Here is a 24,941-nt window from a genome sequence, read left to right on the forward strand (position 1 = left end):
GGCTTCGGCCCGATCCGTCCCGGCGGTCAGCGGGGCGACTGCCGGAACCGGCGCACCATCAGCACGGCCCCGGTGAGTAGCGCGACGAAGATCGCGGAGCCGATCCAGAGCCGTTCCGAACCGGTGTCGTCCTGGGCACCGGCGGCCCGGGCCCGCCAGCGGGTCTCCTGTTGCGCGCCGGTCAGGTCGACCTGGTCGGCGTCCGGGTCGTGGGTCGGGGCGGAGCCCGGCGCCGAGCCGAACCCGGTGACCCCCGGCGCCTCGTTGTCGTCCAGCGGGTTCTGGTGCACCAGGGGTACGTCGGCGGTCAACGCCGCGATCGGGTCCACCAGGCCGTAACCGAACCGGTCGTCGCGACCGGTGGGGCCGATGTCCTTCGCGGTGACCAGCAGCCGGTTGACCACATCACCGGCGGACATCTGCGGATACCGGGCCCGGACCAGCGCGGCCGTGGCGGCGACCAGTGGCGCGGCGAAGCTGGTGCCCTGCACCCGCCAGTACCCGCTCGGGGGACGAGCGCCGACGAGACCGCTGGCGGGCGCCGTCAGGATGGTGGCCCGGCCGGTGATGGCGCCGCTCCACAGGTTGTTGCTGGACCGCTCCAGGCCGGAAACCGCGATCACGCCGGGCTCGCGGGCCGGGTACCACACCTTCGCGTCGGGCGAGGTGGCCAGGTTGCCGGTGCAGGCGACGACCACCACGTCGCGGGCGAAGGCGTAGTCGATGGCGGCGGCCAGCGCCGGGCTGTCCCCGCTGCCGCCGAGCGACAGGTTGATCACCTGAGCGCCGTTGTCGACCGCCCACCGTACGCCCTGGGCGACGATCAGGGCGTCGTCGTAGCGGTTCTCCTCGTCGAGGACCCGCACGGGCAGGATCCGGGCGTCCGGGGCCAGCCCGACCACACCCTGGCGGTCGTCGTTACGCCCGGCGATGAGCCCCGCCACCGTCGTACCGTGCCCGACCGGATCCGGCTCGGCCGCTCCGCCCGGCGAGACCAGGTCGATCCCGGGCAGCACCCGCCCGACCAGATCCGGGTGGGAACCGTCCACCCCGGAGTCGATCACGGCTACCGTCACGCCACGTCCGGTCGACGTTCGCCAAGCGATCTCCGCGCCCAGCTTGTCGAGCTGCCACTGCTCGTCGCGGATCTGGTCGGCCCGATCGGCCACGTCGCCGGGCGCGTACGCCACTGGCACGGCGACGTGCGGGGTGACCGGCACGGCGGCGGCCGGCACCACCGCGACGACCGCCGACACCGCGGTGGCCGCCGTCGCGAGCAGCGTCCGGTTGGCCAACCATCCGGCCCCCGGCGGGCCGCTGTGCCGCACCCTGGTCACAATCTCAGCCGTTCGTCGCAGCAGACATGACGATCGGAGATTACCGGTTCCATTCCGCTCGCAGGGACGTTCGGTGGACTCGACGTCACTGTGGCGACATGTAGGCGAGTTGCACCAGCCGTACACCCTCACGTCGGGTGAACAGCCGGCCGCGTCCGGCCGGCAACGGACCGGGCCGTACCGGCCCGACCAGTGCGCCCTCCTCCGGACTGCCCGACATCACCAGGCCCGACGTGGACAGTTCGCGCAACCGCTGGACGACGGGCTCGTACTGGGCCCGACCGGCGCCGCCGGAACGTCGGACCAGCACCAGGTGCAGCCCCACGTCACGGGCGTGCGGCAGGTGCTCCTCCAGCGACCGCAGCGGGTTCGCCGGACCGCTGGCCACCAGGTCGTAGTCGTCGACCAGGACGAACAACTCGGGTCCGGACCACCAGGACCGGTCGCGTAGCTGGGCCGGGCCGACCTCGGGACCCGGAATCCGACCCTGCATGTAGCCGGCGGCGGACTCGACCAGGTCGGCGGTGTGCGCGGCGGCGGTGCCGTACCCGATCAGATGCGGGGTGTCGATGGTGCCGAGCAGGCTGCGTCGGTAGTCGACCAGGATCACCCGGGCCTGCTCCGGGGTGAACCGGGTGACGATCGAGGTGGCCAGGGCGCGCAGGAACGACGACTTGCCGCACTCGGCGTCGCCGTAGACCACGAAGTGCGGCTCGGTGGTGAAATCGAGGACGACCGGGCGCAGGTCCGCCTCGGCGATCCCGACCGGAATGCGCAGCCCGGTGGCGGCATCGAGGTCCAGGTCGGCGTAGGGCAGCACCGCCGGCAGCAGCCGTACCCGGGGCGCGGCCGGCCCGGACCATGCCCCGGCCACCTGTTTCACCAGCGCGGCGGTGTCCGAGCCGGCGGACTGTGGCACCGCGGTGAGGAAGTGCAGGCTGGCAGCGGTGATGCCGCGGCCCGGTGTCTGCTCCGGCACGTCCGCCGCCGCGCGTCGGGCGACCAACGAATCGGACGGGTCACCGAGGCGCAACTCCAGCCGGGAGCCGAACAGGTCTCGGATGGCCGGGCGGAAGTCCAACCAGCGCACCGCGGTCGCCACCACATGCAGGCCGTACGACAGGCCACGGGTGGCGAGATCGGTGATCAGCGGCTCCAGGTCGTCGTACTCGCTGCGCAGGGTCGCCCAGCCGTCGACGACGAGGAAGACGTCACCGAACGCGTCGCCGCCGGGTGCGCCGGAGGCGGGCTGAGCGGCCCGGCGCTGTCGCCAGGCGGCGATCGACTCGATGCCGGACTCGGCGAAGGCGCGTTCCCGCTCCGCCAACAGGGTGGCCATCTCACCCACCGTCCGGCGTACGCCGGTCGGGTCGGCCCGCCCCACGACCCCACCGACGTGCGGCAGGTCGCGCACCGCCGCCAACCCGCCCCCGCCGAAGTCGAGGCCGTAGACCTGCACCTCGGCCGGGGTGTGGGTGAGCGCCAACGCACAGATCAGCGTACGAAGGGCGGTGGATTTGCCGCTCTGCGTACCGCCGACCACCGCGACGTGACCGGCCGCGCCGTCCAGCGCCAGCCAGAGCAGGTCGCGCCGCTGCTCGTACGGCTTGTCGACCACCGCCACCGGCACCTGGAGGGCGCCGTGCAGCTCGGGGTTGCCGAAGGTCAGGCCACGGACCGGGTCGACCACGAGCGGTCCGACCAACTCGTCCAGGGTGGGTGCGCCGTCCAGCGGTGGCAGCCACACCTGATGGGCCGGCGGACCCTGCCCGGCGAGCCGGCCGACCAGCAGGTCGAGCAGGCTCTGCCCGCTCTCCTCGGCCGGCTCGGCGGTGATGGCCGGGGTGGGTGGCTGCGGCGTGGGCGTGAAGTGGGTGGAGAAGGCGACCAGCCGGGGCCGGTCCGGGCCGGCCGCCGAAGCCGACGTACCTCGCCGTCGGACCGGCCCGGAGACGTACGCGGCCTTGAACCGCAGCAGCGGCTCGGTGCCGAAGCGCAGGTACCCGTGCCCCGGTGAGCGGGGCAGTTCGTGGGCGTCCGGCACCCCGAGCACCGTGCGGGACTCCAGCGCCGAGAAGGTACGCAGACCGATCCGGTACGACAGGTGGGTGTCGAGCCCGCGTAGCCTCCCCTCTTCCAGCCGCTGGCTGGCCAGCAGCAGGTGCACGCCGAGGGAGCGACCCAACCGGCCGATCTGGACGAAGAGGTCGATGAAGTCGGGCTTGGCGGAGAGCAGTTCGGAGAACTCGTCGCAGACCAACAGCAGCGACGGCAGCGGGGCCAGTGGGCTGCCCGCCGCCCGGGCCCGTTCGTAGTCGCGCAGGCTGGCGAAGTTGCCGGCCCGGCGGAGCAACTCCTGCCGGCGGACCAACTCGCCGTTGATCGCGTCGACCATGCGGTCGACCAGCGGCAGCGCGTCGGCCAGGTTGGTGATCACCGCGGCGGTGTGCGGCAGCCGGTCGAAGGAGGCGAACGTCGCCCCGCCCTTGAAATCGACAAGCACGAAGTTGAGCTGCTCGGACGAGTGGGTGGCGGCGAGCCCGAGCACCAGCGTACGCAGCAACTCGGACTTGCCGGAGCCGGTGGCGCCGATGAGCAACCCGTGCGGGCCCATGCCGTCCTGCGCCGACTCCTTCAGGTCCAGTTCGATCGCGCCGCCGTCGGCGCCCACGCCGATGGGCACCCGCAGTCGCTCACGGGCCGACCGGGGTGCCCAGCCCTGCTCGGTGGTGAAGCCCGCCGGGTCCCCGATGCCGAGCAACTCCGGCAGACCCGGCTCGACACCGGGTGCCGTGTCCCGGCCGCCGGTGGCGGCGGCCAGGCGTAGCGGCGCCAGCCGGCGGGCCACCGCCTCGGCCTCGGCGATGCTGAGCGCGTCGGCGGTACCGACCTCGGCGGCCTCGTCGGCCGAGTGCGAGTGCAGGCGGCCACCGCGCAGCTCCAGCAGCAGCGCGAACCGGTCGAGCAGCCGGGGTGGCGGAGTGTCCAGGTCGATCAGGGTCACCGCGTCGATGCCGCCGTCGCCCGCCAACTCGGTGGCGCCGGTCAGATCGCCGCCGTCCAGTACGACGACCAGGTGCGGTCCGTCGGTGGCGGGCCCGGCGGGACTGAACCGGGACCGGCTGGTCAACACCTCGTCGAGCAGGCCCTCCAACTCCGCCGCCGAACTGGTCACCAGCCGTACCGGGCCGAGGGCGTCGGTGCGGCTCGGGTGCTGGGCGTGCGGCAGCCACTTCGTCCACTCCCAGAGGTCGCGCCGCTCCGGCCCGGCGCAGACCGCGACGAGGAGTTCGTCCGGGGCGTGGAACACCGCGAGCTGAGTGATCATCGCCCGGACCAGGGCCTGCGCGCTCGGCGACCCGGTGTTCGCGGCCGGCGCTCCCCGGACGAAGACCCGGGCGAAGCTGCGTAGCGACAGCGCCACCGGCAGATCGGGCACCACCGAGTACGCGTCGAGGAAGCGCCGCAGCGCCCCCGCCGTCATCGGCTCCAACTCCTCCAGCGGGCGGGTGACCGGCGGAACCAACGGCGTGGCCAGGGTCTGCGGCCCGATCGCGACCCGCACCACGGCGAAGTCCGGGTCGGCGGGCCGTCGCTCCCACACCCGGTGGCTGTCCACCGTCGACCAGAGCAGCCCCGGGTCCGGGTGCCGGTAGCAGAGCCCGGTCCGCTGCCGCGCCGCGGCGTGGCGCACCTGGCGTCGCAACGTCGCCAGGTGTCGCAGGTACTCCCGGCGGGCCGCCATCATCTCCGAGCGCCGCGGGGTGCCCGAGGCGCTGCCCCAGGAGGTGACCAGCATGGCCAGCGACGAGAGGCCGAACATGCCACCGACCACGTACGAGTAGGCGCCACCGCCCCGACCGAACATCATCGCCATCGCGACGGTGCCGCCGAGCATCGGCAGCACCATCAGCAGCTGCTGCCAGCGTCCGCCGGTGCTGGCGGGAATCTCCGGCGGCCCCTCCACGGGCAGCTCACCGACCGGGATCTGCGGTGCCGGACGCCGGGGTGGCCGCCGGACGACGACAGTGGGCACTCGACCTCCTGACCGCGCTCGGTAACCCGAAGCTGGCTCATCGTAGGTAAAGTCCTCCCGTCCGCGCAGCCGTCACCCCGCTCAAGATGGAGGTCGGTCGATGACAGTCGGGCTGGCCCGGATCACCGTCAGCGCTCCGCAGCGGCGGGTGGACGTGGCTCTGCCGGAGCACGTGCCGCTCGTCGAGCTGCTGCCCGAGGTGCTGCGGCACGCCGGGGAAGGGCTGGCCGACGACGGGGAGCGCCACGGCGGATGGCTGCTGCGGCGGGCCGACGGCAGCGTGCTGACGACCGGGCAGGCCCTGCTCGCCCAGGGCGTCCGCGACGGTGAGGTGCTGCACCTGGTGCCGGCCAGCGTGCAGTGGCCCGAACTGGAGTACGACGACGTGGTGGAGGCGATCGCCGACGGCGCACGTCGTCGGGGCGGGGCCTGGTCGCCCGGAGCCACCCGCGCCGCCGCGCTGGGCGGGGCGGCCGTTCCGCTCGCCGTCGGCCTGCTCGCCCTCCTCGCCAGCGGCCCCGGCCACCCCGCCGCCTGGCTGGCCGCGACCCTGGTGTCGACGCTGCTCGTGCTGGCGGGCACGGTGCTGTCCCGGGCACAGGGCGATGGTCCCGCCGGGGCCACCCTCGGCGGGTACGCGCTGCCGTTCGCGGCGGTCGCCGGCGCCCTCGCCGTCAGCTCGGGCGACCCGGTCGGCCCGTTCGGCCCACTGCCCTGGATCGGCGCCCCGGAACTACTGGCCGCCTCGGTGGCACTGCTGCTGGCGTCGGTGCTCGGACTGTTGGGGGTGGCCACCCGACTGCGGATCTTCGTGGCCGGCGTGGTGGTCGGCACGGTCGGCGTACCGGTGGCCCTGGGGGGCCTCTGGCTCACCCCGGCCGGCAGCGCGGCCGTGCTGCTCTGCGTGCTGGCCTTGGCGGTCGGGGCCATCCCGCTGCTGGCCATCCGGCTGGGCAAGGTTCCGCTGCCGCCGATCACCCTGCCCACGGGCCCGTCCGACGACCCGGACCGGGCTCGGGACCTGCCGGACCGGAGCCGGGTGTACGCGGCGGTGGCGCGCACCGAGGAGATGTTGACCGGGATGCTGATCGGGCACGGTCTGCTGGCGGTGGCCGGCGCGCTGGTGCTCGGTGGCTCCGGTAATGCTGGTCGGCTGCTGGTCGGGGTGACCTCGGCGGTGCTGCTGCTGCGTGCCCGGCTCTTCGTGGCCGTACGGCACCGGGTGCCACCTATGCTCGCCGGGCTGGCCGGATACCTGCTGCTCGGCGCGGAACTGGCCGGCGGTGCGGGGGCGAGCGGTCAACTGGTCCTGGCGGCCGGCGGGCTGCTGGTCGCCCTGCTGGTCGTGGCCGGCGGCACCACGTACGCCCGCCGCCCGGTCTCCCCGTACCTCGGTCGGGTCGCCGACCTCGCCGACACCGTGCTGGTGGTCTCCGTGGTGCCGATCGCCTGCGCGGTGCTCGGCCTGTACGAACAGGCCCGGGGGCTGCTCAGCTAGCAACCCCCGGGCCAATCGAGCCTTCGTCAGTGCGTGGACTCGCCGCGCTCGGCGGCCTCCCTGGCCCGCCGGTACGACGCCTGGATCTCGGCCTCGGCCTCGATCCGCCCCACCCAGGTCGCGCCCTCGACCGACTTGCCCGGCTCCAGGTCCTTGTACACCTCGAAGAAGTGCTGGATCTCCAGCCGGTCGAACTCGCCCAGGTGGTGGATGTCGCGCAGGTGCTCCTGGCGCGGGTCCTCGTAGGGCACGCAGAGGACCTTGTCGTCGCCGCCCTTCTCGTCGGTCATCCGGAACATGCCGATGGTGCGGCAGCGGATCAGGCAGCCCGGGAAGGTCGGCTCGGGCACCAGCACCAGCGCGTCCAGCGGGTCGCCGTCCTCGCCCAGGGTGCCCTCGATGAAGCCGTAGTCGGCCGGGTACTGCGTGGAGGTGAAGAGGGTGCGGTCCAGCCGGATCCGGCCGGTCACGTGGTCCACCTCGTACTTGTTGCGGTGACCTTTGGGGATCTCAACCGTGACGTCGAAATCCATCTGCACGCTCCCTCGTTCGCCCACGCTGGCTTGACGGAACCGGCGGCCGCGCCCCGGACAGGCGAATGCCCACCCACCGAGTCCGGCCGCCGCATAGTCTTCGGACCGAAGTAGTGTCACCCAGGCCGGTTCCGGGCGGGGAGGAGGGGGTCGTGGGGAGGGAAGATTCACACTACCGACCCGGCGGTGCGAGTGACGGCGGATCCCGCCAACCACCCGCCAAGCCGGCAGCCGGACGGGTGCCGGTGCCCGAGGCGCAGGTCCTCCGGCCGCAGTCGGCCATCCCGGCCAGCCCCGCCGCTGCCGAGCCCGGGCTGGATCCGGCGGAACAGACCCAGCCCTTGACGGTTGGCGCCGGCGCCGGCGCGTCCCTGGCGGCGGAACCGCCGTCGAGCGGACCCGGCGGCGGTGGCCCGAACGGTCCCTCTGGCGTGCCCCCGGTGCCGAGTCAACCGGCTGCGCGCCGTCGGTTGCCGGTGCTGCTCGCCGCCGCGCTGGTGCTGGTACTGGCGGTGGTGGGCCTGGTCGTGGTGCGTCCCGGTCCGGTCGGGCGGTGGCTGGGCGAAGGCCCCGCCGCGCCCAGCACCGAGCCGGTGGAGCCGTCGCCGGTCGCGGTGCTGGCCGGCACCGACATCGGCGCGCCGATGCCCGCCACCGATGGGCTGCGGGCGGTACTCGACCCGCTGATCGCCGACCCCGCCCTCGGGGATCGGGTCAACGTGGCGGTGGCCGACGCGTTGACCGGGCAGCCGCTGTTCGACCAGGGCGGCGGTGCGGGCACCGTGCCGGCGTCGGTGACCAAGCTGCTGACCGCGGTCACCGTGCTCACCGCGCGCGGCCCTGGCCACCGGATCCCGACGAGGGCGGTGGCCGGCGAGCAGCCGGGCGAGGTGGTGATCGTCGGCGGCGGCGACCCGACGCTGGCGGCTGGCGCCAAGGGCTTCTACCAGGGCGCCGGCAGCCTCGAAGACCTGGCCGGGCAGGTGCGTACCGCGCTGGGCGGGACCGCGCCGACCCGGGTCGTCGTCGACTCCTCGCTCTACTCCGGTCCGGTGTTCGGGCCGGGCTGGGACGACGACATCCCCACCGGCGGATACGGCGGCGCGATGACGGCGCTGATGCTCGACGGTGCGCGTACGGATCCGAAGGCCGGCCGGGGCTGGGCCGAGCGGGTCCCGCAGCCGGACCTCACCGCCGGTCGCGCCTTCGCCCGGCTGCTCGGGGTGTCGGAGAGCGCCGTGCGCAAGGGCACCGCTCCGGCGCCACCGGCCGAGGCGACCGGAGCGCCGGCCGGGACCATCGAGCCGGGTGCCGAACTGGGCGTGGTCCAGTCGCCCCCGCTGATCCGCCTGGTCGACATCATGATCAGTGAAAGCGACAACATCGTCGCCGAGGCGCTGGCCCGTCAGGTCGCCCTGGCCCGGGACCAACCGGCGTCGTTCGCCGGTGCCGCCTCGGCGATGGCCGAGGTGGTGTCCGAGCTGGGCCTGCCGGCCGCTGGCCTGACCCTCGCCGACGGCAGCGGACTGTCCCGGAAGAATCTGATCAGCCCCACGTTGCTGACCGAGCTGCTGGCCCTCGCGGCCGGTCCGGACCACCCCGAGCTGGGTGGCATCTTCGGTGGACTTCCGGTCGCCGGATGGTCGGGCACGCTGCGCGACCGCTACGGCTCCGCGCCGGGTACCGCCGCCGGGGCCGGCATGGTCCGCGCCAAGACGGGCACGCTGACCAGGGTGCACGCCATCGCGGGTGTGGTGACGACGGCCGAGGGCCGGTTGCTCACCTTCGCCGTACTCACCGATCAGGTGCCACCCGACGGGATGGAGCCGGCCCGGGTGGCGCTCGACCGGATCGCCGCCGCCCTCGCCACCTGCGGCTGCCACTGACCCTGACGTCGCCGAGCCGTGGACGACTGTGCCGGCGCGGGTACGGTGGGTGGCATGGCGCAGTTCGTGGACTGGGATCTGGCCGTCGCGACCGCGGGGGCACTGGGCAAGACCGGCCCCCGGGTGTCGTACGACGAGGCGACCGAGGTGGTCGCCAACCTGCGCCGGTTGACCGACGAGGCGGCCGGGCACGTCGCCGAGTACACCGGGCTCACGTCACAGGTGGCGCACCCGCCGGTGCGGGTGGTCGACCGGCGTGACTGGGCCGCCACCAACATCGCCGGCCTGCGCGAGGTGATCACCCCACTGGTCGGCCGGCTGGGCAAGGACAAGCAACCAGGTGCGCTGACCGAGGCGGTGGGGTCCCGGGTCACCGGGGTTCAGGCGGGCACCGTGCTGGCGTACCTGTCCGGCCGGGTGCTCGGCCAGTACGAGGTCTTCTCGGCCGATCCGGGCCAGTTGCTCCTCGTCGCGCCGAACATCGTCGAGGTGGAGCGCAAGCTGGACGCCGACCCGCGCGACTTCCGGCTCTGGGTCTGCCTGCACGAGGTGACCCACCGGACGCAGTTCACCGCCGTGCCGTGGATGCGGGGGTACTTCCTCGGCGAGGTGCAGGCGTTCGTGGACGCCGCCCAGGGCGGCGAGCACCTGCTCGACCGGCTGCGCCGGGGCGTGGGCACCCTCGCCGACGTGGTCCGCAACCCGCAGAGCCGGTCCAGCGTGCTGGACATCGTGCAGACGCCGGGGCAGCGGGCCGTGCTGGATCGGCTGACCGCGCTGATGACCCTGCTGGAGGGGCACGCCGAGTTCGTGATGGACGGTGTCGGCCCGCAGGTCATTCCGAGCGTCGAACGCATCCGGGCGGGCTTCAACCGGCGCCGGGAGGCCGGCAACCCGGTGGAGAAGGCCGTCCGCCGGTTGATCGGCATCGACGTCAAGATGCGGCAGTACGCCGAGGGCCGCAAGTTCGTGCACGCGGTGGTCGACCGGGTCGGCATGGCCGGATTCAACCGGATCTTCGAATCGCCGCTGACCCTGCCGCGCCTGACCGAGTTGAGTGAGCCGGACGCCTGGGTGGCGCGGGTGCACGGCCCGGTCGGACCGGTACCGCCCGCAAACTGAGACGGCGTCGATGGCCGCGATCCCGCCGCCGGTCGCCGCGATCCGGGTCGCGGTCCGTCGCGCGCTGACCGAACTGTCGGCGGACGGACCGGTGCTGGTCGCCTGCTCCGGGGGTGCCGACTCGCTGGCCCTGGCCGCCGCCGTCGCGTTCGTGGCACCCCGAGCCGGCCACGCGGCCGGCCTGGTCACGGTCGACCACGGCTTGCAGACCGGGTCGGCGGAGCGGGCCGAGACGGTGGCCCGCTGGGCCGAACAGGTCGGGCTGACCCCCGTGGAGGTGGTCCGGGTCGAGGTCGCCGGGCGGCGCGGCGGTCCCGAGGCGGCGGCCCGCGAGGCCCGCTACCAGGCGCTGGTCGAGGTGGCCGGGCGGCATCGTGCCGCCGCGCTGCTCACCGGGCACACCCGCGACGACCAGGCCGAGACGGTGCTGCTCGCGCTGGCCCGGGGCGCCGGCCCGCGCGGGCTGGCGGGGATGCCGCCGCGCCGGGACCTGGCCGGGGTGCCGCTGGTGCGCCCACTGCTGGAGATCAGCCGGGGGCAGACCCGGGCGGCGTGCGCGGCGCTCGGGCTGACCCCGTGGGAGGACCCGCACAACCTCGATCCCGCGTACGCCCGGTCCCGGGTCCGGGCCGAGGTGTTGCCGGTGCTGGTAGCGACCCTCGGCCCCGGTGTCCTGGACAACCTTGCCCGGACCGCGCGACTGGTTGCGGCGGACAACGCCGTGCTGGACGAGTTGGCGGACGAGGCGCTGCTCGCGGCGCGGCACCCCGACGGTGGGCTGGCCGTCAAGACGCTGGCCGACCTCGCTGCCGCGGTTCGTGGCCGGGTGCTGCGGGCCTGGGTCCACGAGTTGGGCGCGCCACCGGCCGCGCTGTCCCACCGGCACCTCGCCGCGCTCGACCTGCTGGTCACCGACTGGCGGGGGCAGGGGGCGGCGTACCTGCCGGGCGGGCTGCGGGTGGTGCGCCGGGCCGGCCGCCTGCTGCCAGCGCCGGACGAAGCCCCGGGTGCGGTGGACGAAGCCCCGGGTGCGGTGCCCGCCGAGGGGCCGGATCCCGCCGTCCCCGGTCTGTGACGCCGTCGGCCCGGTCCTGGTCATCGGCACCGACATCGACCGTTTCCGGCCAGGCCAGCCGGGCCAGGTCAGCCGGCCAGGTCAGCCGGCCAGGTCAGCCGGCGCCGGGGCGCGGTCGCGGAACGTGGCCCGGTAGGCGTGCGGGGTGGCACCGACCCGGCGGCTGAAGTGGTGGCGGAGGGCGGCGGCGTCGCCGAAACCGGCCCGGTCGGCCACCGCCTCCACGGTCAACCCGGTCTCCTCCAACAACCGACGGGCCAACAGGACCCGCTGGTTGGTCAGCCAGTCGTGCGGGGTGGTGCCGGTCTCCGCGCGGAACCGCCGGGCGAACGTGCGTGGTGCCATGCCGGCCCGGGCGGCCAGCTCGTCGACGGTGATCTGCTGGTCGAGCCGGCCCATCAGCCACTCCAGGACCGGCTCCAGGGTGGGGGCCTCCGGCGCCTTGGCGATCGGGGCCTCGACGTACTGGGACTGTCCACCGTCGCGGTGCGGCGGCACCACCATGCGGCGGGCGAGCCGGGTGGCGGTGGCCGAGCCGTGTTCCTGACGTACCAGGTGCAGGCAGGCGTCGATGCCGGCGGCGGTGCCGGCGCTGGTGAGTAGCCGGCCGTCCTGCACGTAGAGCGAGTTGCAGCGGACCCGGGCGGTCGGATGCCGGCGTTGCAACTCGTCGACGTGCCGCCAGTGGGTGGTGCACTCCCGCCCGTCGAGCAGCCCCGCCTCGCCCAGCAGGTACGCGCCCGCGCACACGCTGAACAGGTACGCGCCCCGGTCGGCGGCGCGACGCAGCGCCTCATGCACCTCGCCGGGCGCGGTGGTGCTGGGATCGTGCGCCGGGACCGCCACCAGGTCCGCCTGCTCGACCGGGCCGAGGTCGGCGTTCGGCACCAGCTGGAAGCCGGCGGAGGTGCGCACGGTGGCGCCCCGTGGACTGCACACGTCGAACCGGTAGCCGGGCAGACCGTCGGCGGTGCGGTCGGTGCCGAACACCTCGGCCAGCACACCCAGCTCGAACGGTGCGACGCCATCCAGGACGAGTACGGCCACCGAGTGAAGCATGTGACGAGGGTAACCGGACAGGTGGCAGGAAATCGAGGCCAGGTGGCATTCCTGCCACTGTCGGGTCCGTGGCGCGGCGCGCAGACTTCAGGGTGTCCGGTGCGCACCGGCGGCGACAAACCACCAGCAACCGTGTGAAAGCGAGCGCCGCCATGGAGTTCCTGTTCCTGCTCCTCTTCCTCCTCTTCCTCGCCGCGACCTCCGCCGTCGGGCTGACCACGGACAGCCGCGACTCCGCCGACTGGAAGCCCTCCGAGGGTGGTCGCCGGTGGCGATCCCGCTCCTGCTGAGATGATTGGTCGGCTTCGCCGGAAATTCCGGGCCGGGGTCGCCCCGCAAAGGGGCGGCCCCGCCGACGGCCCAACCCGGGCGTACGGCAGGCTAGGGTCATGGCTGACGGCTCCTGGTACGACGCCGACATCGACCACGTGATCATTTCCGAGGCGCAGATCCGCGAGAAGACCGCGGAACTCGCCAAGCAGGTCTCCGCGGACTACGCCCACGTCACCGACGGGCTGCTGCTCGTCTGCGTGCTCAAGGGCGCGGTCATGTTCATGGCCGACTTCGCCCGGGCGCTGGGCCGCCAGGGTCCCCCCGCCGAGCTGGACTTCATGGCCATCTCCTCGTACGGGCAGGGCACCACCTCCTCCGGCGTGGTGCGCATCCTCAAGGACCTCGACCGGGACATCGCGGGCCGGCACGTCATCGTGGTGGAGGACATCGTCGATTCCGGGCTGACCCTCTCCTGGCTGCTGCGCTACCTGGAGTCCCGGTCGGCGGCCAGCGTCGAGGTGGTCGCACTGTTCCGCAAGCCGGACGCGGTCAAGGTGACGGTGCCGGTCAAGTACGTCGGCTTCGACATTCCGACCGAATTCGTCGTCGGATACGGCCTCGACTTCGCCGAGCGTTACCGCGAACTGCCGTACGTCGGCGTACTCAAGCCCGAGGTCTACGCCCGCTCCTGACCGACCCGCGCCGGTCCCGTACCCCGGACCGGCCGGTCGCCACCCGGTACGACGTTCAGCCGGCTTTCAGCTGCTCGGGCTACCGTTGACGACGGTGGTGGGGAGGTCCGCTCCCGGCCACGCCGGTCGACTCCCGGGTTCGCCGTGCGCGTAAGTGCTGGGCTCGCCAGCTCACATCCGTCTCGCACGGTGTACCGTCGAATGACCGTGGCGCGGCAATTCGCGCCTCGGGGTCGAGGCCGGCCCGCACGGCGGCTACGGCAGCCGCCCCGGCGGCGACACCCAACAGTCGGTCAGGACGTCGATCAGGAGGATGCGGGCGTCTCGGCGCTCGACAACAGCATGGAACGTACGCGTTTCTTCCGCCGACCGGTGTTCTGGGTCATCCTGGTCATCCTCGGCGCCGTTGTGCTCAGTCAGTTGTTCACCGGTGGTCCCAGCTACCACCGCGTGGACACGTCAGTCGCGCTCGACCAGCTCAACAAGGGCGGCATCGAGAAGGTCGTCTTCCAGGACAAGGAACAGACGATCCAGCTCGAACTCGCCCAGGAGGCCGAGTTCGGCAAGACCACCACCAAGCTGATCGAGGCCCAGTTCCCGTACGAGGTCGGCAACGAGGTCTGGAACCAGATCCTCGACGCCAAGGCGAACAACCGGGTGACCGGTCCGGCCGACACCGAGGTGTCGTCCGACAGCATCTGGGTCAGCCTGCTGGTCAACCTGCTCCCCATCGTCCTGCTCGTGCTGCTGCTGCTGTTCTTCATGTCGCAGATGCAGGGCGGCGGCTCCCGGGTGCTCAACTTCGGCAAGTCCAAGGCCAAGATGATCACCAAGGACACGCCGAAGACCACCTTCGCGGACGTGGCCGGTGCCGAGGAGGCCGTCGAGGAACTGCACGAGATCAAGGACTTCCTGCAGAACCCCGGCAAGTACCAGGCGCTCGGCGCGAAGATCCCGAAGGGCGTACTCCTCTTCGGTCCGCCCGGAACCGGTAAGACGCTGCTCGCCCGGGCGGTTGCCGGCGAGGCCGGGGTGCCGTTCTACTCGATCTCCGGTTCCGACTTCGTGGAGATGTTCGTCGGCGTCGGCGCCAGCCGGGTCCGCGACCTCTTCGAGCAGGCCAAGGCGAACGCACCGGCGATCGTCTTCGTCGACGAGATCGACGCCGTCGGCCGGCACCGTGGCGCCGGCATGGGCGGCGGCCACGACGAGCGCGAGCAGACCCTCAACCAGTTGCTGGTCGAGATGGACGGCTTCGACGTCAAGGGCGGCGTCATCCTGATCGCCGCCACCAACCGGCCGGACATCCTCGACCCGGCGCTGCTGCGCCCGGGCCGGTTCGACCGGCAGATCCCGGTGGACGCCCCCGACATGGAGGGCCGCAAGGCCATCCTGCGGGTGCACGCCAAGGGCAAGCCGTTCACCCCGGACGTCGATCTCGACTCGGTGGCCAAGCGGACCCCGGGCTTCAGCGGCGCCGACCTGGCCAACGTGATCAACGAGGCCGCCCTGCTGACCGCCCGGAAGGACCAGCGGGCGATCAGCAACGAGTCGCTCGAGGAGTCGATCGACCGGGTCATCGCCGGTCCGCAGCGGCGGACCCGGGTGATGAGCGACCAGGAGAAGAAGATCACCGCGTACCACGAGGGTGGGCACGCACTGGTCGCCTGGGCCCTGCCGCACGCCGCGCCGGTGCACAAGGTGACGATCCTGTCGCGTGGCCGTTCCCTCGGTCACACCCTGGTGCTCCCCACGGAGGACAAGTACACCCAGACCCGCGCCGAGATGATCGACACCCTGGCGTACGCGCTGGGTGGGCGGGCCGCCGAGGAACTCGTCTTCCACGAGCCCACCACGGGCGCCGGCAACGACATCGAGAAGGCCACCCAACTGGCCCGCGCGATGATCACGCAGTACGGGATGAGCTCCAAGCTCGGTGCGATCAAGTACGGCACCAGCGGCGACGAGCCGTTCCTCGGCCGCAACATGGGCCACGAACGGGACTACTCCGACGTCGTCGCCGCCGAGATCGACGGCGAGATGCGGGCCCTGATCGAGCTGGCCCACGACGAGGCCTGGGAGATCCTGGTCGAGTACCGGGACGTCCTGGACAACATCGTGCTCGAGCTGATGGAGAAGGAGACTCTCTCCACCGCCGACATGGCGCGGATCTGCGCCCGGGTGGTGAAGCGTCCGCCGATGGCCCCGTACAACGGCTTCGGCAAGCGGCAGCCCTCCACCGAGCCGCCGGTCCTCACCCCGGCCGAGAAGGACGCGCTCAAGGTGCGGGCCGAGGCGGATGGCGCGCAGGCCACCGTCGGCAGCCCGAACTCGAACAACTCGAACAACTCGGACGGTTCGCACTGAGTACCGCCGACCCGGCGGCCAGCCCTTCGCAACAAGGGCTGGCCGCCTCAGCCACCGAACCCGACGACACCCTCGACTACATCGCCGCACGGCTGATCAACGGCCGGTTGACCGGACGACCGGTCGAGGAGGTCGTGGACCTCGCCCGGATCGAGAAGGCGGTCCGCGAGATCCTGGTCGCGGTCGGCGAGGACCCGGACCGCGACGGGCTCCAGCAGACCCCGGCCCGGGTGGCACGGGCCTACGCCGAACTCTTCGCCGGCCTGCGGGTCGATCCCGGCACGGTGCTCACCACCACCTTCGAGGCCAATCACGAGGAACTCGTGCTGGTCCGGGACATCGACGTGATGAGCCTCTGTGAGCACCACCTGCTGCCGTTCCGGGGCAGCGCCCACATCGGTTACATACCCGGGCCCGACGGCCGGATCACCGGGCTGTCCAAGCTCGCCCGGCTGGTCGAGGTCTTCGCCCGCCGTCCGCAGGTGCAGGAACGGCTCACCTCGCAGATCGCCGACCTGCTGATGGACAAGCTGGCCGCGCGCGGGGTGGTGGTCGTACTGGAATGCGAGCACATGTGCATGGCCATGCGCGGCATCCAGAAATCCGGCGCCATGACGATCACCTCGGCGGTGCGCGGCAGCCTTCAACGGGACGCCAAGTCGCGCGCCGAGGCGATGGCCCTGATCCATCCCCGCTGACCGTCCGCCGGTCGGTGCACGTCCGGTCAGGCGGCCAGCATGGCCAGGACGATTCCGGCGGTGGTCACCACCGCCGGAATCAGGCAGGCCAGGGCGCCGAACCGAGGCGTCCGGTCGACCCGCTCGCCGGGCTGGGCCGGGAACAGCCGCGGCACCGTCAACCAACCCACACCGAACGCGACCGCCGGGCCCGGCAAGCCCACCACCAGGGCCAGGATGGTCAACGGGCCGACGCCGGCCGTCAGGTAGACCGCCATCAGGAGCAGCGGGACGAGCAGCCCCAACGGGCCGTACACCAGCAGGTTGCGCGGCCGGGACGACCAGTGCGCCACCCGCGACAGGCCACGCGCGGTCAGGACGTCGTCGGCGCCGTACGCCCACCGCCGGGCCTCCCGCAACGCGGCCAGCACCGCCGCCGGACGGCCGGACATCGACCTGGTGGCCTCGGACAGTTCCGGCGGCGTCGGCGCCAGCGAGATCGACGGTACGCCCAGCTCACCCAGCCGGGCCTCCTGCGCCGCCAACCGGGTGCGGACCACGGCCAACTCGTCGCGCGCCGCCTGGACGGTACGCGCCTGCTCACCAGCGGCCGTCGTCGCGTCTCGGCGTACCCCGTCGAGTTGGCGCGCGGCGGTCAGGTAGTCGGCCCACGCGGCCGCCAGAACATCCTCGGATGCCGGCGCCGCTACGTCCCCGGTCCGCTGCCGGCCGGGGCGGACGACCGCGCTCCGTGACTGGCTGGTCGTCATGCCTGCTCCCCGTCCTCCGGCACGTCGTACGGCACCAGCACCACGCCCCGCTCACCCGGACCGTCCCACAACACCACCCGGTCGGGGCGGGGCCGCCACTCCACCGGCCGCCCGAAGACCGGCGTGAGCTGGGCGCCCGGTACGCCGGCCACCGCCACGGCGGTCAACTTGTCGACCGTCTCCTCCGGGTCGATCAGCGCCGCGAACGACGGCACCGTACGCCACCAGCCCAGCAGGTGCTGCCCGGCCGGTGGTCCCTCACGCAGCAGCATCCGCAGCCGCACCGGGGGCAGTTGCTCCGGCGGTGCCACATCCAGCCCGAACACCACCAGATAGGCGCCATCCCCGGCCTCCAGGACGGCGACCAGGCCGGCCAGGTCGACCGTCTCGACCGGGTGCCGCGCGGCCAACTCGGTCACCAGCGCCTCGGCCGTCGGCCGGACCTCGACGTCCGGCACGGCGACCACGAAGCGGGCCGTACCCGGCGGGTGATGGGCCGCGACGCTGCGGGCCGCCATGGCCAGCAGCCGGCTGCCCTCCGGCCGAGGGCCGAGGACGGCGAGATTACGCCCGGCAGCCGGCCCGAACGGCACCGCCGCCGTGCTCCGCGCGACATCCACCGCCCGCCCCAACAGCGCGGCCGGAGCCATCGCCCGCCCGGCAACGGCCGACCGGTACCGAGGGTCGTTACCCAACAGCGGGCGGGCGTACCCGGCGAAGACCACCGGTGGTCCAGAGCCTTCGGTACGGGCCGACCAGAGCCGGTGCCGGAGCTCCTCCACGACCTCCGGTTCATCATGCGGATCAGGGAACCGGACCATCCGCTCGTGGCCCCGGATCGCACCCCGCGGTCCACCCAGGCCACCGGCGGTGTTGACCACCGCGCTACCCACCGGCAGCCCGGCCGCCGAGTCGTTCGTCGGTTCCAGCACCGCCCCGCCACCCGGCAACGCCACCCGGACGGGGAACTGGCCGAGCAGCGAATCCCGCTGCCCACCCTCGCGCTGCCCACCTTCGCGTTGCCCACCCTCGCGGTGCCCGGCCTCGCCGCGAACACCCAGGCCCAGGTCAGCCTCGCCGGCGAGGACCAGATGCACACCGTGGGCCCGGCCGGTCCTGGTCAGCACATCCAGCCGGGCAGCGGCGTCGGCGGTCAGTCGATCCCGCTCGGCGAAGAGCAGCGACAGATTGTCCACCACGCACACGATCCGGGGCAGCGGCTGATGTTGCCGTAGCTCCGCGAAACGCTGCCCGCCCGCGCGGGCGGCAGCCTCCGCGCGCCGCTGGACCTCGGCCGTCAACTGGTCGAACAGGTCGAGCACGTACTCCCGGTCCGCGGCCATCGCCGCCGCCCGCACCTGCGGAATCCAGGACCGGTCGCGCTCGGTCTGCAGGAACTCCGCGAACGACTCGCCCTCGCCGAGATCGACCAGGTACAACGACAACTCGTCCGGGCCGTACCGGGCGGTGAGACCCAACAGCGCGGTGGTCAGAAAGGTCGACCGGCAGGCCCGCGACCGGCCGCTGACCAACCAGTGCGGAGTCAACTCGGTGAAGCCGAGCGACACCGGCCGACCGCTGGCGTCGCCGACCGTGGTGCTCATTGCCTCGGTCGCGTCCGCCCGCCACAGCTCCTCCTCGGCCGGCGGCAACAGGCCGGCCAAGGGCAACCGGGTACCGGCCTCGACCTGTGCGGCGAGCCGCCGGCACACCACATCCACCAGTTCGGCCGGTGGATCCGGCTCGACGAACACCGGCGAATTCAACCCGCCGTCGTCGCCGACCGCGGCGAAGGCGGCACCGGGCGGATCGCCCAGCAGGGCGTAACCGGTGCGCATCGCCAGCGGGGTGGCCCTGGACAAGGGAGCACGATCCGCAGACGGCCAGCCGGCGACCACCAGATGCAGCCCGGCGGCCGGCCCCTGCTCGGCCAGCGACTCGATCCGGGCCAGCTCGCTCCCGCCGGTCGGCTCGGGTAGGGCGGCGAGTACCACCAGCAGCAGCCGGTCATGCCGGCGAGGACCGGACGCGCCCGGCGCCACCCACCGTTCCGCCTCGTCGAGTACGGCCTGTAGTCCGGCGACGTCCCTGGCTGGTGGCGACAGCAGTCCGGCGTCACCCAGCGCCCCGAACGGCGCCAGCACCTCACCCGTCACGTCGACCGCCCGCACCAGCAGCGATCCCGCCGGGGTCGCCGCCACCAGCCGGAGCACCACGGCCCGCAACATTCCGGCCACCCTCGGATCGTGCGCGTCGGCGTCCACCACCAGGTGACCGGCGCCGAGCAGGGGGACCAGAGCGGGGAAGCGGGCATCATCCAGCGGTGCGGCAGTCCCGACCCGGACGAAGGACGGCGGACCGTCCCCAGCGCAGGTCGCCGGCTCGATACTCGCCAGCGCGTCGCCCGCCCAACCCGGAGCGAGCACAGTGGCCGCCGTCCGCAAACGCTCCGCGAGCGCATACTGGCGGCGCTGGTCGGCTGGGACCGGGCGGGTCTCGTCCAGGACGGCCGCCGCCGCAGCAACCGTCGCGGCGGCTCGACGATGCAACGCGGCGGCGCGCAGTGCCCGTGCCTTCGGACCGCCCACCGCGTCCACCTCCTCCGCCCGAGGTCGGCACCCACTCGCCGGGCAGAGACGACGGTAACCCAGCGACGACCGGACCTCGGGGACGCGGGGCGGTGGTGCGTAGGTGTTTGTCGTGGATCTCACCGGTCGGCAGCGGTCCGTCACGATCTGCTGAATCTGAGGCATTGGGTCCACAGCGTCCAGCCGATAGCCTCAGGGGGTGGAATCAGTGCCGCCCCCCGCCGGTTCCCAGGTCTCCCGCGTACCGGCGCAACGGACCCCGCCAGAGGAACTGGCGCCGCCTACAGTCGCGCCAGCACCCCAGCGGCCACGTCGGCGGGTCCGTACGGTGTTGGCGGTGGTCGCCGGGGTGCTCGCCGCGATGTGTCTGGGCGGCGGCGTCGTCGGCTACCTCGTCTACGACCGCGTAACCACCCCCGACCGCAGCACACCCGACGTCGTGGTGGTCGCGTATCTCCAGGCGACGCTGATCTCGCCCGATCCGAACCGAGCGGCACTTTACACTTGCGGCAGTTCACTTTCGGCCGTGGAGGCATTCCGGCAGCAGATAGAAGAGCGCGAGCAGGACTTAGAGGTCAAGTTCTCAATCAATTTGGAACACGTGATCGTGTCCCAGACTAGTCCAGATGACGCCATCGTTACGCTCAACATCCGGCGTAGCGCATATATCGATGGCGTGCCACAGAGCCTGACCGACAGTTGGCGATTCCAAGTTGTAAATCGGCATGATTGGCGAGTCTGCGGTGGAGAACCAGTGATTTAGGGCTACTCGAGCCACAACAGATGAACGGGAACTTCCAAAGTGGTTGGCGACTGGCCGCGCCAGGCCCAGCGGTACCACTCCATCTCGGGCGTGACCCGGATGCAGATGTCCCCCTCGGCGCCCGAGTAGGTTTCGGTGACGGCGCGCAGGTCGCGCTGCTCGACGGAGCCCACCATGTGCACCACCCGGCGCCCGACCACCGAGTCCGCCTCGAAGACCGGTGTCGGCGGCCGGTGCGCCGGTGCGTCCAGCGAGACGAGCCGGAGGCCGCTGCCGTCTGTCGTCGCGGTGGTCGGTGCGCCGACTTTCTCGACCCAGACCCGTTCGATGGGCACCAGCGGGGCGAAGACCTCCACCTGGTCGGACTCGGCGCGGTACCACTCGTGCTCGGGGATGACCGGTACGTAGGTGCGGCTGTTCTGGACCACCTTCTCGTCGGCTCGCAGATCACCGCGCCAGCCGAGGCCGGGCAGTCCCACCAGTACCCGTTGCCCCCGCAGGTCCAGTCGCCCGGCAGCCGGAACGATCTCGATGGGCCGGGGTGGCTGCGGTGCCCAGTCTGGCTGGTCGGCGAACGGGTCCGGTAGTGGCTCGGTCATGACGGAGGAGAGCTCACCCTGCGCCCTTGAGCGGGGCGCCCTTCGACCGCATGAACGGCACCGGGTCGATGGCGCTCCGGCTGCTGCGGTCACCGTCGGTGTGCACCTCGAAGTGCAGGTGCGGTCCGGAGGAATTGCCGCTGCTGCCCACCTCGCCGATCACCTCACCAGCCTCCACGGTTTCCCCGGCGGAGACCCGGGGACGACTCACCATGTGACAGTAGCGGGTGACGATGCCCTGGGCGTGCAGCACGTCGACGAACCATCCGCAGCCACCCTTGCCCGGCCAGCCGTCCACGTCGCAACTGTGTCGGCCACTCCGATCGGGATCGCAGCGGGAGACCAGGACCCGACCGGTCGCCGCGACCCGGATCAGCGTTCCCTTCGGCGCGGCGATGTCCACCCCGTTGTGACCGGGACGGCTCGCGGTCCGGAAGCCGGAGCCGACGCCCCCCGGGATTGGGGCGGTCCAGCCGGAAGCGGCTATCTCACCCGACGCGGCCGCGTCACACACCTCCTGACCGGCGATCAACGACGTCCGGGCCGCACCACCGGCCAGCGCGTCGACGATTCGCGCGGCGAGTTCCTCGTGCTTGGCGTACGCGTCGGGAAAGGCACTGATCTGTACCCGTTGGGCGGCCACGGTGAGCGGTAGCTTCTGCCAGTCGGGTAGGTCCACCAGCTTCTCGTAGAACTTGCGGGAGGCGTAAGCGGGGTCCATCCGCTGCGCGACGCTTCCCCAGGACGCGCGTTGCTGGAACAGCCCGACCGAGTCATGGTCGGCACCGATGCCCTCGTGGGGGATGTCCCGCGACTCGGCGACCGTGCTGTTGGCCAAGTTCAACAGCCGGGACTCCTGCATCGCCGTCGCCACCGCGATGACCCACCCGCGGGCGGGCACCTTCATCTCCTGGCCGACCTTGATGATCACTGCTGCGTTACGGAGCTGGCGCTCGCCGTACTGGGAGAACCGGGGCATCTTCCCGGTCACGTCCACCTCGAAGTCGCCGGTGCATTCCAGGCTCGCCGGGGTGATCTGCTCGCCCGCGTCGCCACCCAACTCGGTGAGGAAGAAGGCGCCGGCGCCACCGGTGCAGCACAGGAACGCGAGCGTCGCGGTGAGCGCCGCGGCCAGTGCGCCGACCCGGACCGGTCGGCGGTGCGGAGTATTCGCGTCGGTCATGACCGCTCCCAGTCCACGGCGTCCACCAGCCACCGTCCCTCCGGCGCCACCAGTTCGAGCCGCAGCCGTCCGGTGTCGAGCGCGATCAACGCCTCCACGAAGGTCTCACTCCGCGGCCGGATGCTCACCCCGTCCGTCATCTCACCCGTCGGCACGCCGTCCGGATCGGCGCCAGCGAGTTTCTCGATGAGGGCGCCGGTGGAGAGCGGACGCAGACCCTCGTGCCAACTCTCTGCTGTCAGACCGGATCGGCCGAGCCACGCCACGACGAAGCGCTCCGCGACCTGCTCCGGTGCCGCCTCGCCCGGACGGGTCAGCGGTGACGGTGTGGTGGTGGTCGAAATGGCCCCGTCGTCACCCGTGGTCGGATGCACCGTGGTGATCGGCTCTGTCGGCCGGTTACTCAGCCCGACGGTCGGATCGCCGGGGCCGGCGACCAGCCGGGCCGCGCCAACCACGCCGAGCACCAGTACGGCAATGCCGAGGGCGACCCCGAGCCGGGAGCGGAGCAGCCGGGTGAACAGAAACTCGATGGCCCGCCGCACTGCGGTCACCGAGCCTCGGAGCGGATCCGGGGCGCCGGCTTCTCAGGTGCCCGTTCAGCCGAACCCGGACGGTAGATGACGAAGGCGGGGTTCTCGTCGGGTACATCCGGCTCGGTCCAGGAGGCGGGCTGCCGCCGACGAGGCCGGGGTGCGGTTGGCCGGGCCTCGGGGCGCCGCTCCTCCTTCGGACCTTTGCCGTCGCTGGCCTTGCGGCCGTCCGGCGGCTCCGGGGCCGGGGATGCGCCGCTCGGAACCGGGTCCGGGCGGGCCTCCGGCCGTACCTTCGGCTGTTCCACCTCCACCGTCCGGCGTCGCCCCATGCTGGGCTCGGTGGTGCCGCCGGGCTCGGCGACGTCGAGCCGGGCCGCGGTACGCATGTCGCGGAAGAATCGCCGATGCCAGGAGCCGGCCGAGCCGACCGCCTCGCTGCTGTCCTTGCCGCCGAGCTGGGTGATCCGCCGGTATGGGCGCAGCAGCAACCAGCCGACCACCCCGCACAGCCAGACCAGCACCACCTGCAGCCAGCCGGGCAGGGTGGGTGTGCTCATGATGAGGTCCACGGCGAAGAGATAGATCGCCGCCCCGGTCCCGAAGATCGCGATGTTGAACAGGGCGGCCACCACCGCGTTGCCCAGCCGGCGCAGGCCGGCGCTGGCCGGTCGGAGCAGACCGATCGTGCCCAGGATCGGCGCGGCGATCACCGCCCACCGGAAGATCAGGAAGCCCAGCAGCACGAGCAGCGACGCGGTCAGGTCGAACATCGCGAAGAGCAGCGCGGCCAGCACCGCGATGAAGCCGGCCCCTACCCGCTCCATGTCTCGGATGCCCTGGAGGTACTCGTACGCCTCTGGATCTTCCTGCTTAATTTGCTCCGCGACCTTCATCCATTGCATTTTCTTGGCTTCGATGATGGCCTGACGAGTCGTCGGGTTGGCGCGAATTGACTCGGCTTCGCCCCACGTCAATGAGCGGGCGTCATAGAGAGCGGGGCCATATTTCTTTGCGGTTGGACTGTCTGCCGATCCAAGCACCCCTCGTAGCCAATTTCGATAGAGCATCGAATCGGTAACCGTGTCGCTGGCGCGAACGGCTGGCGGACGGAGATCCTTGCATCGATCAGGGTTGGCGTCGATGCATCGTCCTGGCCCAGGATCCTTAGTCTGTGGCCCGACGGCGTCATGGACCACACCAAGGGTCGAGATGAGGGCACCGTCCGCGAGGTTGGCAGACTTCACTGGCCACGCGGCAAGCGCCGTTACGGCCACCATTACCAATAATGCCCAGCCCGCGGTCGTCATGGCGTTGCTCATGTCAGACTGGCGCGACCGCCACAGCAAATAAAGTCCGACAACGCAAAGGGTGACAATTCCGAAGACGCTAAAGACTTTTTGGTAAACTGCCTTCGTTGCCTGATCCACGAGGGGGTCGGACCAGTCCCACATTGAACGCGGATCCCATGCTCGTTCGCGTAGCGCGTTCGAAGCGCCGATCACGGCCGTAGCAATCATTAGTTCGCCGTTGGCAATGGTTGTGGTGAACTTGTAATCCGGATGCAGCAATGGCGCCGCACACCCGATGTCGTACGTGGTGTAGCTGTATCCGGCGTACCCGTAAAGGCTGTAGCGCCCCATTACGCCACCAGTAGCGTCCTCTGCTGGCGTGCTAGCAAACCAACCCGCGAGGCCAGCATCTGGAGTTCCAGGTGTCGGCGGCTCTAGGCACTCCGCGCGCTGTCCTGTTACATCGTCAAGCTTGGTGACGCAGGCGCGGAAGTCGGCCTGCCATTCTTCGGTGGTGCAGAGGTTGGTGGGGGCCTGGTACGCGACCGGGGCGGCGTACGCGGGTGTGGCGGTGAGCCCGGGCCAGCTGATCGTGGCCGCGGCGAGGACGCCGAGTGCCAGGAGGAGCGCCGTGATCTGTGCCCGGGCCCTCGCCATG

The 24,941-nt window shown here is 72.0% G+C and carries 18 protein-coding genes and 1 pseudogene; 9 read left to right on the forward strand and 10 right to left on the reverse strand.

The window, feature by feature from the left end:
- Positions 1–26: 26 nt before the first annotated feature.
- Positions 27–1,337, reverse strand: coding sequence for a type VII secretion-associated serine protease mycosin (gene mycP / locus E0H26_RS05810; RefSeq protein WP_420812791.1), 1,311 nt, complete (start codon positions 1,335–1,337; stop codon positions 27–29).
- Positions 1,338–1,422: 85 nt separating this feature from the next.
- Complete coding sequence (gene eccCa / locus E0H26_RS05815) at positions 1,423–5,373, reverse strand: type VII secretion protein EccCa (RefSeq protein ID WP_131301671.1); 3,951 nt, start codon at positions 5,371–5,373, stop codon at positions 1,423–1,425.
- 100 nt (positions 5,374–5,473) lie between these two features.
- Between eccCa and eccD the strand changes: the two genes are divergently transcribed.
- On the forward strand, positions 5,474–6,871 hold the full coding sequence (gene eccD / locus E0H26_RS05820; RefSeq protein WP_131301674.1) for a type VII secretion integral membrane protein EccD: 1,398 nt from the start codon (positions 5,474–5,476) through the stop codon (positions 6,869–6,871).
- 26 nt (positions 6,872–6,897) lie between these two features.
- Here the strand turns inward: eccD and E0H26_RS05825 are convergent, their stop codons facing one another.
- The gene (locus tag E0H26_RS05825) at positions 6,898–7,404 is read right to left on the reverse strand and encodes an inorganic diphosphatase (RefSeq protein ID WP_119579760.1); all 507 of its coding nucleotides are present in this window, start codon (positions 7,402–7,404) and stop codon (positions 6,898–6,900) included.
- 431 nt (positions 7,405–7,835) lie between these two features.
- On the opposite strand from E0H26_RS05825, the gene dacB reads away from it, so the two are divergent.
- The 3 genes and pseudogenes from dacB to tilS form a co-directional block, all read left to right on the forward strand.
- Positions 7,836–9,290, forward strand: coding sequence for a D-alanyl-D-alanine carboxypeptidase/D-alanyl-D-alanine endopeptidase (gene dacB / locus E0H26_RS05830; RefSeq protein ID WP_131301677.1), 1,455 nt, complete (start codon positions 7,836–7,838; stop codon positions 9,288–9,290).
- A gap of 54 nt (positions 9,291–9,344) precedes the next feature.
- On the forward strand, positions 9,345–10,412 hold the full coding sequence (locus E0H26_RS05835; RefSeq protein ID WP_131301681.1) for a zinc-dependent metalloprotease: 1,068 nt from the start codon (positions 9,345–9,347) through the stop codon (positions 10,410–10,412).
- 10 nt (positions 10,413–10,422) lie between these two features.
- A pseudogene (gene tilS / locus E0H26_RS05840) lies at positions 10,423–11,394 on the forward strand (tRNA lysidine(34) synthetase TilS); the annotation flags it as partial.
- 174 nt (positions 11,395–11,568) lie between these two features.
- Here the strand turns inward: tilS and E0H26_RS05845 are convergent.
- On the reverse strand, positions 11,569–12,546 hold the full coding sequence (locus E0H26_RS05845) for a GlxA family transcriptional regulator (RefSeq protein ID WP_131301686.1): 978 nt from the start codon (positions 12,544–12,546) through the stop codon (positions 11,569–11,571).
- A gap of 152 nt (positions 12,547–12,698) precedes the next feature.
- On the opposite strand from E0H26_RS05845, the gene E0H26_RS29150 reads away from it, so the two are divergent.
- From E0H26_RS29150 to folE, 4 genes are all read left to right on the forward strand, one after another.
- Positions 12,699–12,836: a hypothetical protein gene (locus E0H26_RS29150; protein WP_165521767.1), complete on the forward strand. Its 138-nt coding sequence runs from the start codon at positions 12,699–12,701 to the stop codon at positions 12,834–12,836.
- Between the two features lie 99 nt (positions 12,837–12,935).
- Complete coding sequence (hpt, locus tag E0H26_RS05850; RefSeq protein WP_119579745.1) at positions 12,936–13,511, forward strand: hypoxanthine phosphoribosyltransferase; 576 nt, start codon at positions 12,936–12,938, stop codon at positions 13,509–13,511.
- Positions 13,512–13,853: 342 nt separating this feature from the next.
- Positions 13,854–15,878, forward strand: coding sequence for an ATP-dependent zinc metalloprotease FtsH (gene ftsH, locus E0H26_RS05855; RefSeq protein WP_131301689.1), 2,025 nt, complete (start codon positions 13,854–13,856; stop codon positions 15,876–15,878).
- A 38-nt stretch (positions 15,879–15,916) separates the two neighbouring features.
- Positions 15,917–16,576 (forward strand): GTP cyclohydrolase I FolE, encoded by a 660-nt coding sequence (gene folE / locus E0H26_RS05860; protein ID WP_131301693.1) that lies wholly within the window; start codon positions 15,917–15,919, stop codon positions 16,574–16,576.
- A gap of 26 nt (positions 16,577–16,602) precedes the next feature.
- Here folE and E0H26_RS05865 read toward each other — a convergent pair whose 3' ends face one another.
- Both E0H26_RS05865 and E0H26_RS05870 read right to left on the reverse strand, forming a co-directional pair.
- The gene (locus E0H26_RS05865; protein ID WP_131301696.1) at positions 16,603–17,325 is read right to left on the reverse strand and encodes a hypothetical protein; all 723 of its coding nucleotides are present in this window, start codon (positions 17,323–17,325) and stop codon (positions 16,603–16,605) included.
- Positions 17,322–19,922: an FtsK/SpoIIIE domain-containing protein gene (locus tag E0H26_RS05870; protein ID WP_131301699.1), complete on the reverse strand. Its 2,601-nt coding sequence runs from the start codon at positions 19,920–19,922 to the stop codon at positions 17,322–17,324. Before E0H26_RS05870 ends, E0H26_RS05865 begins: the two co-directional genes overlap by 4 nt.
- A 199-nt stretch (positions 19,923–20,121) precedes the next feature.
- Between E0H26_RS05870 and E0H26_RS05875 the strand changes: the two genes are divergently transcribed.
- Positions 20,122–20,676 carry a hypothetical protein gene (locus E0H26_RS05875; RefSeq protein ID WP_131302590.1) on the forward strand — a complete coding sequence of 185 codons (555 nt, stop codon included), beginning with the start codon at positions 20,122–20,124 and terminating at the stop codon, positions 20,674–20,676.
- A 2-nt stretch (positions 20,677–20,678) separates the two neighbouring features.
- Here E0H26_RS05875 and E0H26_RS05880 read toward each other — a convergent pair whose 3' ends face one another.
- The 4 genes from E0H26_RS05880 to E0H26_RS05895 are packed head-to-tail and all read right to left on the reverse strand — an operon-like array spanning position 20,679 to position 24,940.
- Positions 20,679–21,275, reverse strand: a complete 597-nt coding sequence (locus E0H26_RS05880) for a hypothetical protein (RefSeq protein WP_131301701.1) — start codon at positions 21,273–21,275, stop codon at positions 20,679–20,681.
- A 13-nt stretch (positions 21,276–21,288) separates the two neighbouring features.
- A complete protein-coding gene (locus E0H26_RS05885) occupies positions 21,289–22,458 on the reverse strand; it encodes a M23 family metallopeptidase (RefSeq protein ID WP_131301703.1) in 1,170 nt (389 codons plus the stop codon).
- Positions 22,455–23,012 (reverse strand): hypothetical protein, encoded by a 558-nt coding sequence (locus tag E0H26_RS05890; protein WP_131301706.1) that lies wholly within the window; start codon positions 23,010–23,012, stop codon positions 22,455–22,457. The genes E0H26_RS05885 and E0H26_RS05890 overlap by 4 nt, the downstream gene beginning before the upstream one ends.
- The gene (locus E0H26_RS05895; protein WP_131301710.1) at positions 23,009–24,940 is read right to left on the reverse strand and encodes an MFS transporter; all 1,932 of its coding nucleotides are present in this window, start codon (positions 24,938–24,940) and stop codon (positions 23,009–23,011) included. The genes E0H26_RS05890 and E0H26_RS05895 overlap by 4 nt, the downstream gene beginning before the upstream one ends.
- Position 24,941: the final 1 nt, after the last annotated feature.

Source organism: Micromonospora zingiberis, from assembly GCF_004331455.1.
GTDB classification, from domain to species: domain Bacteria; phylum Actinomycetota; class Actinomycetes; order Mycobacteriales; family Micromonosporaceae; genus Micromonospora; species Micromonospora zingiberis.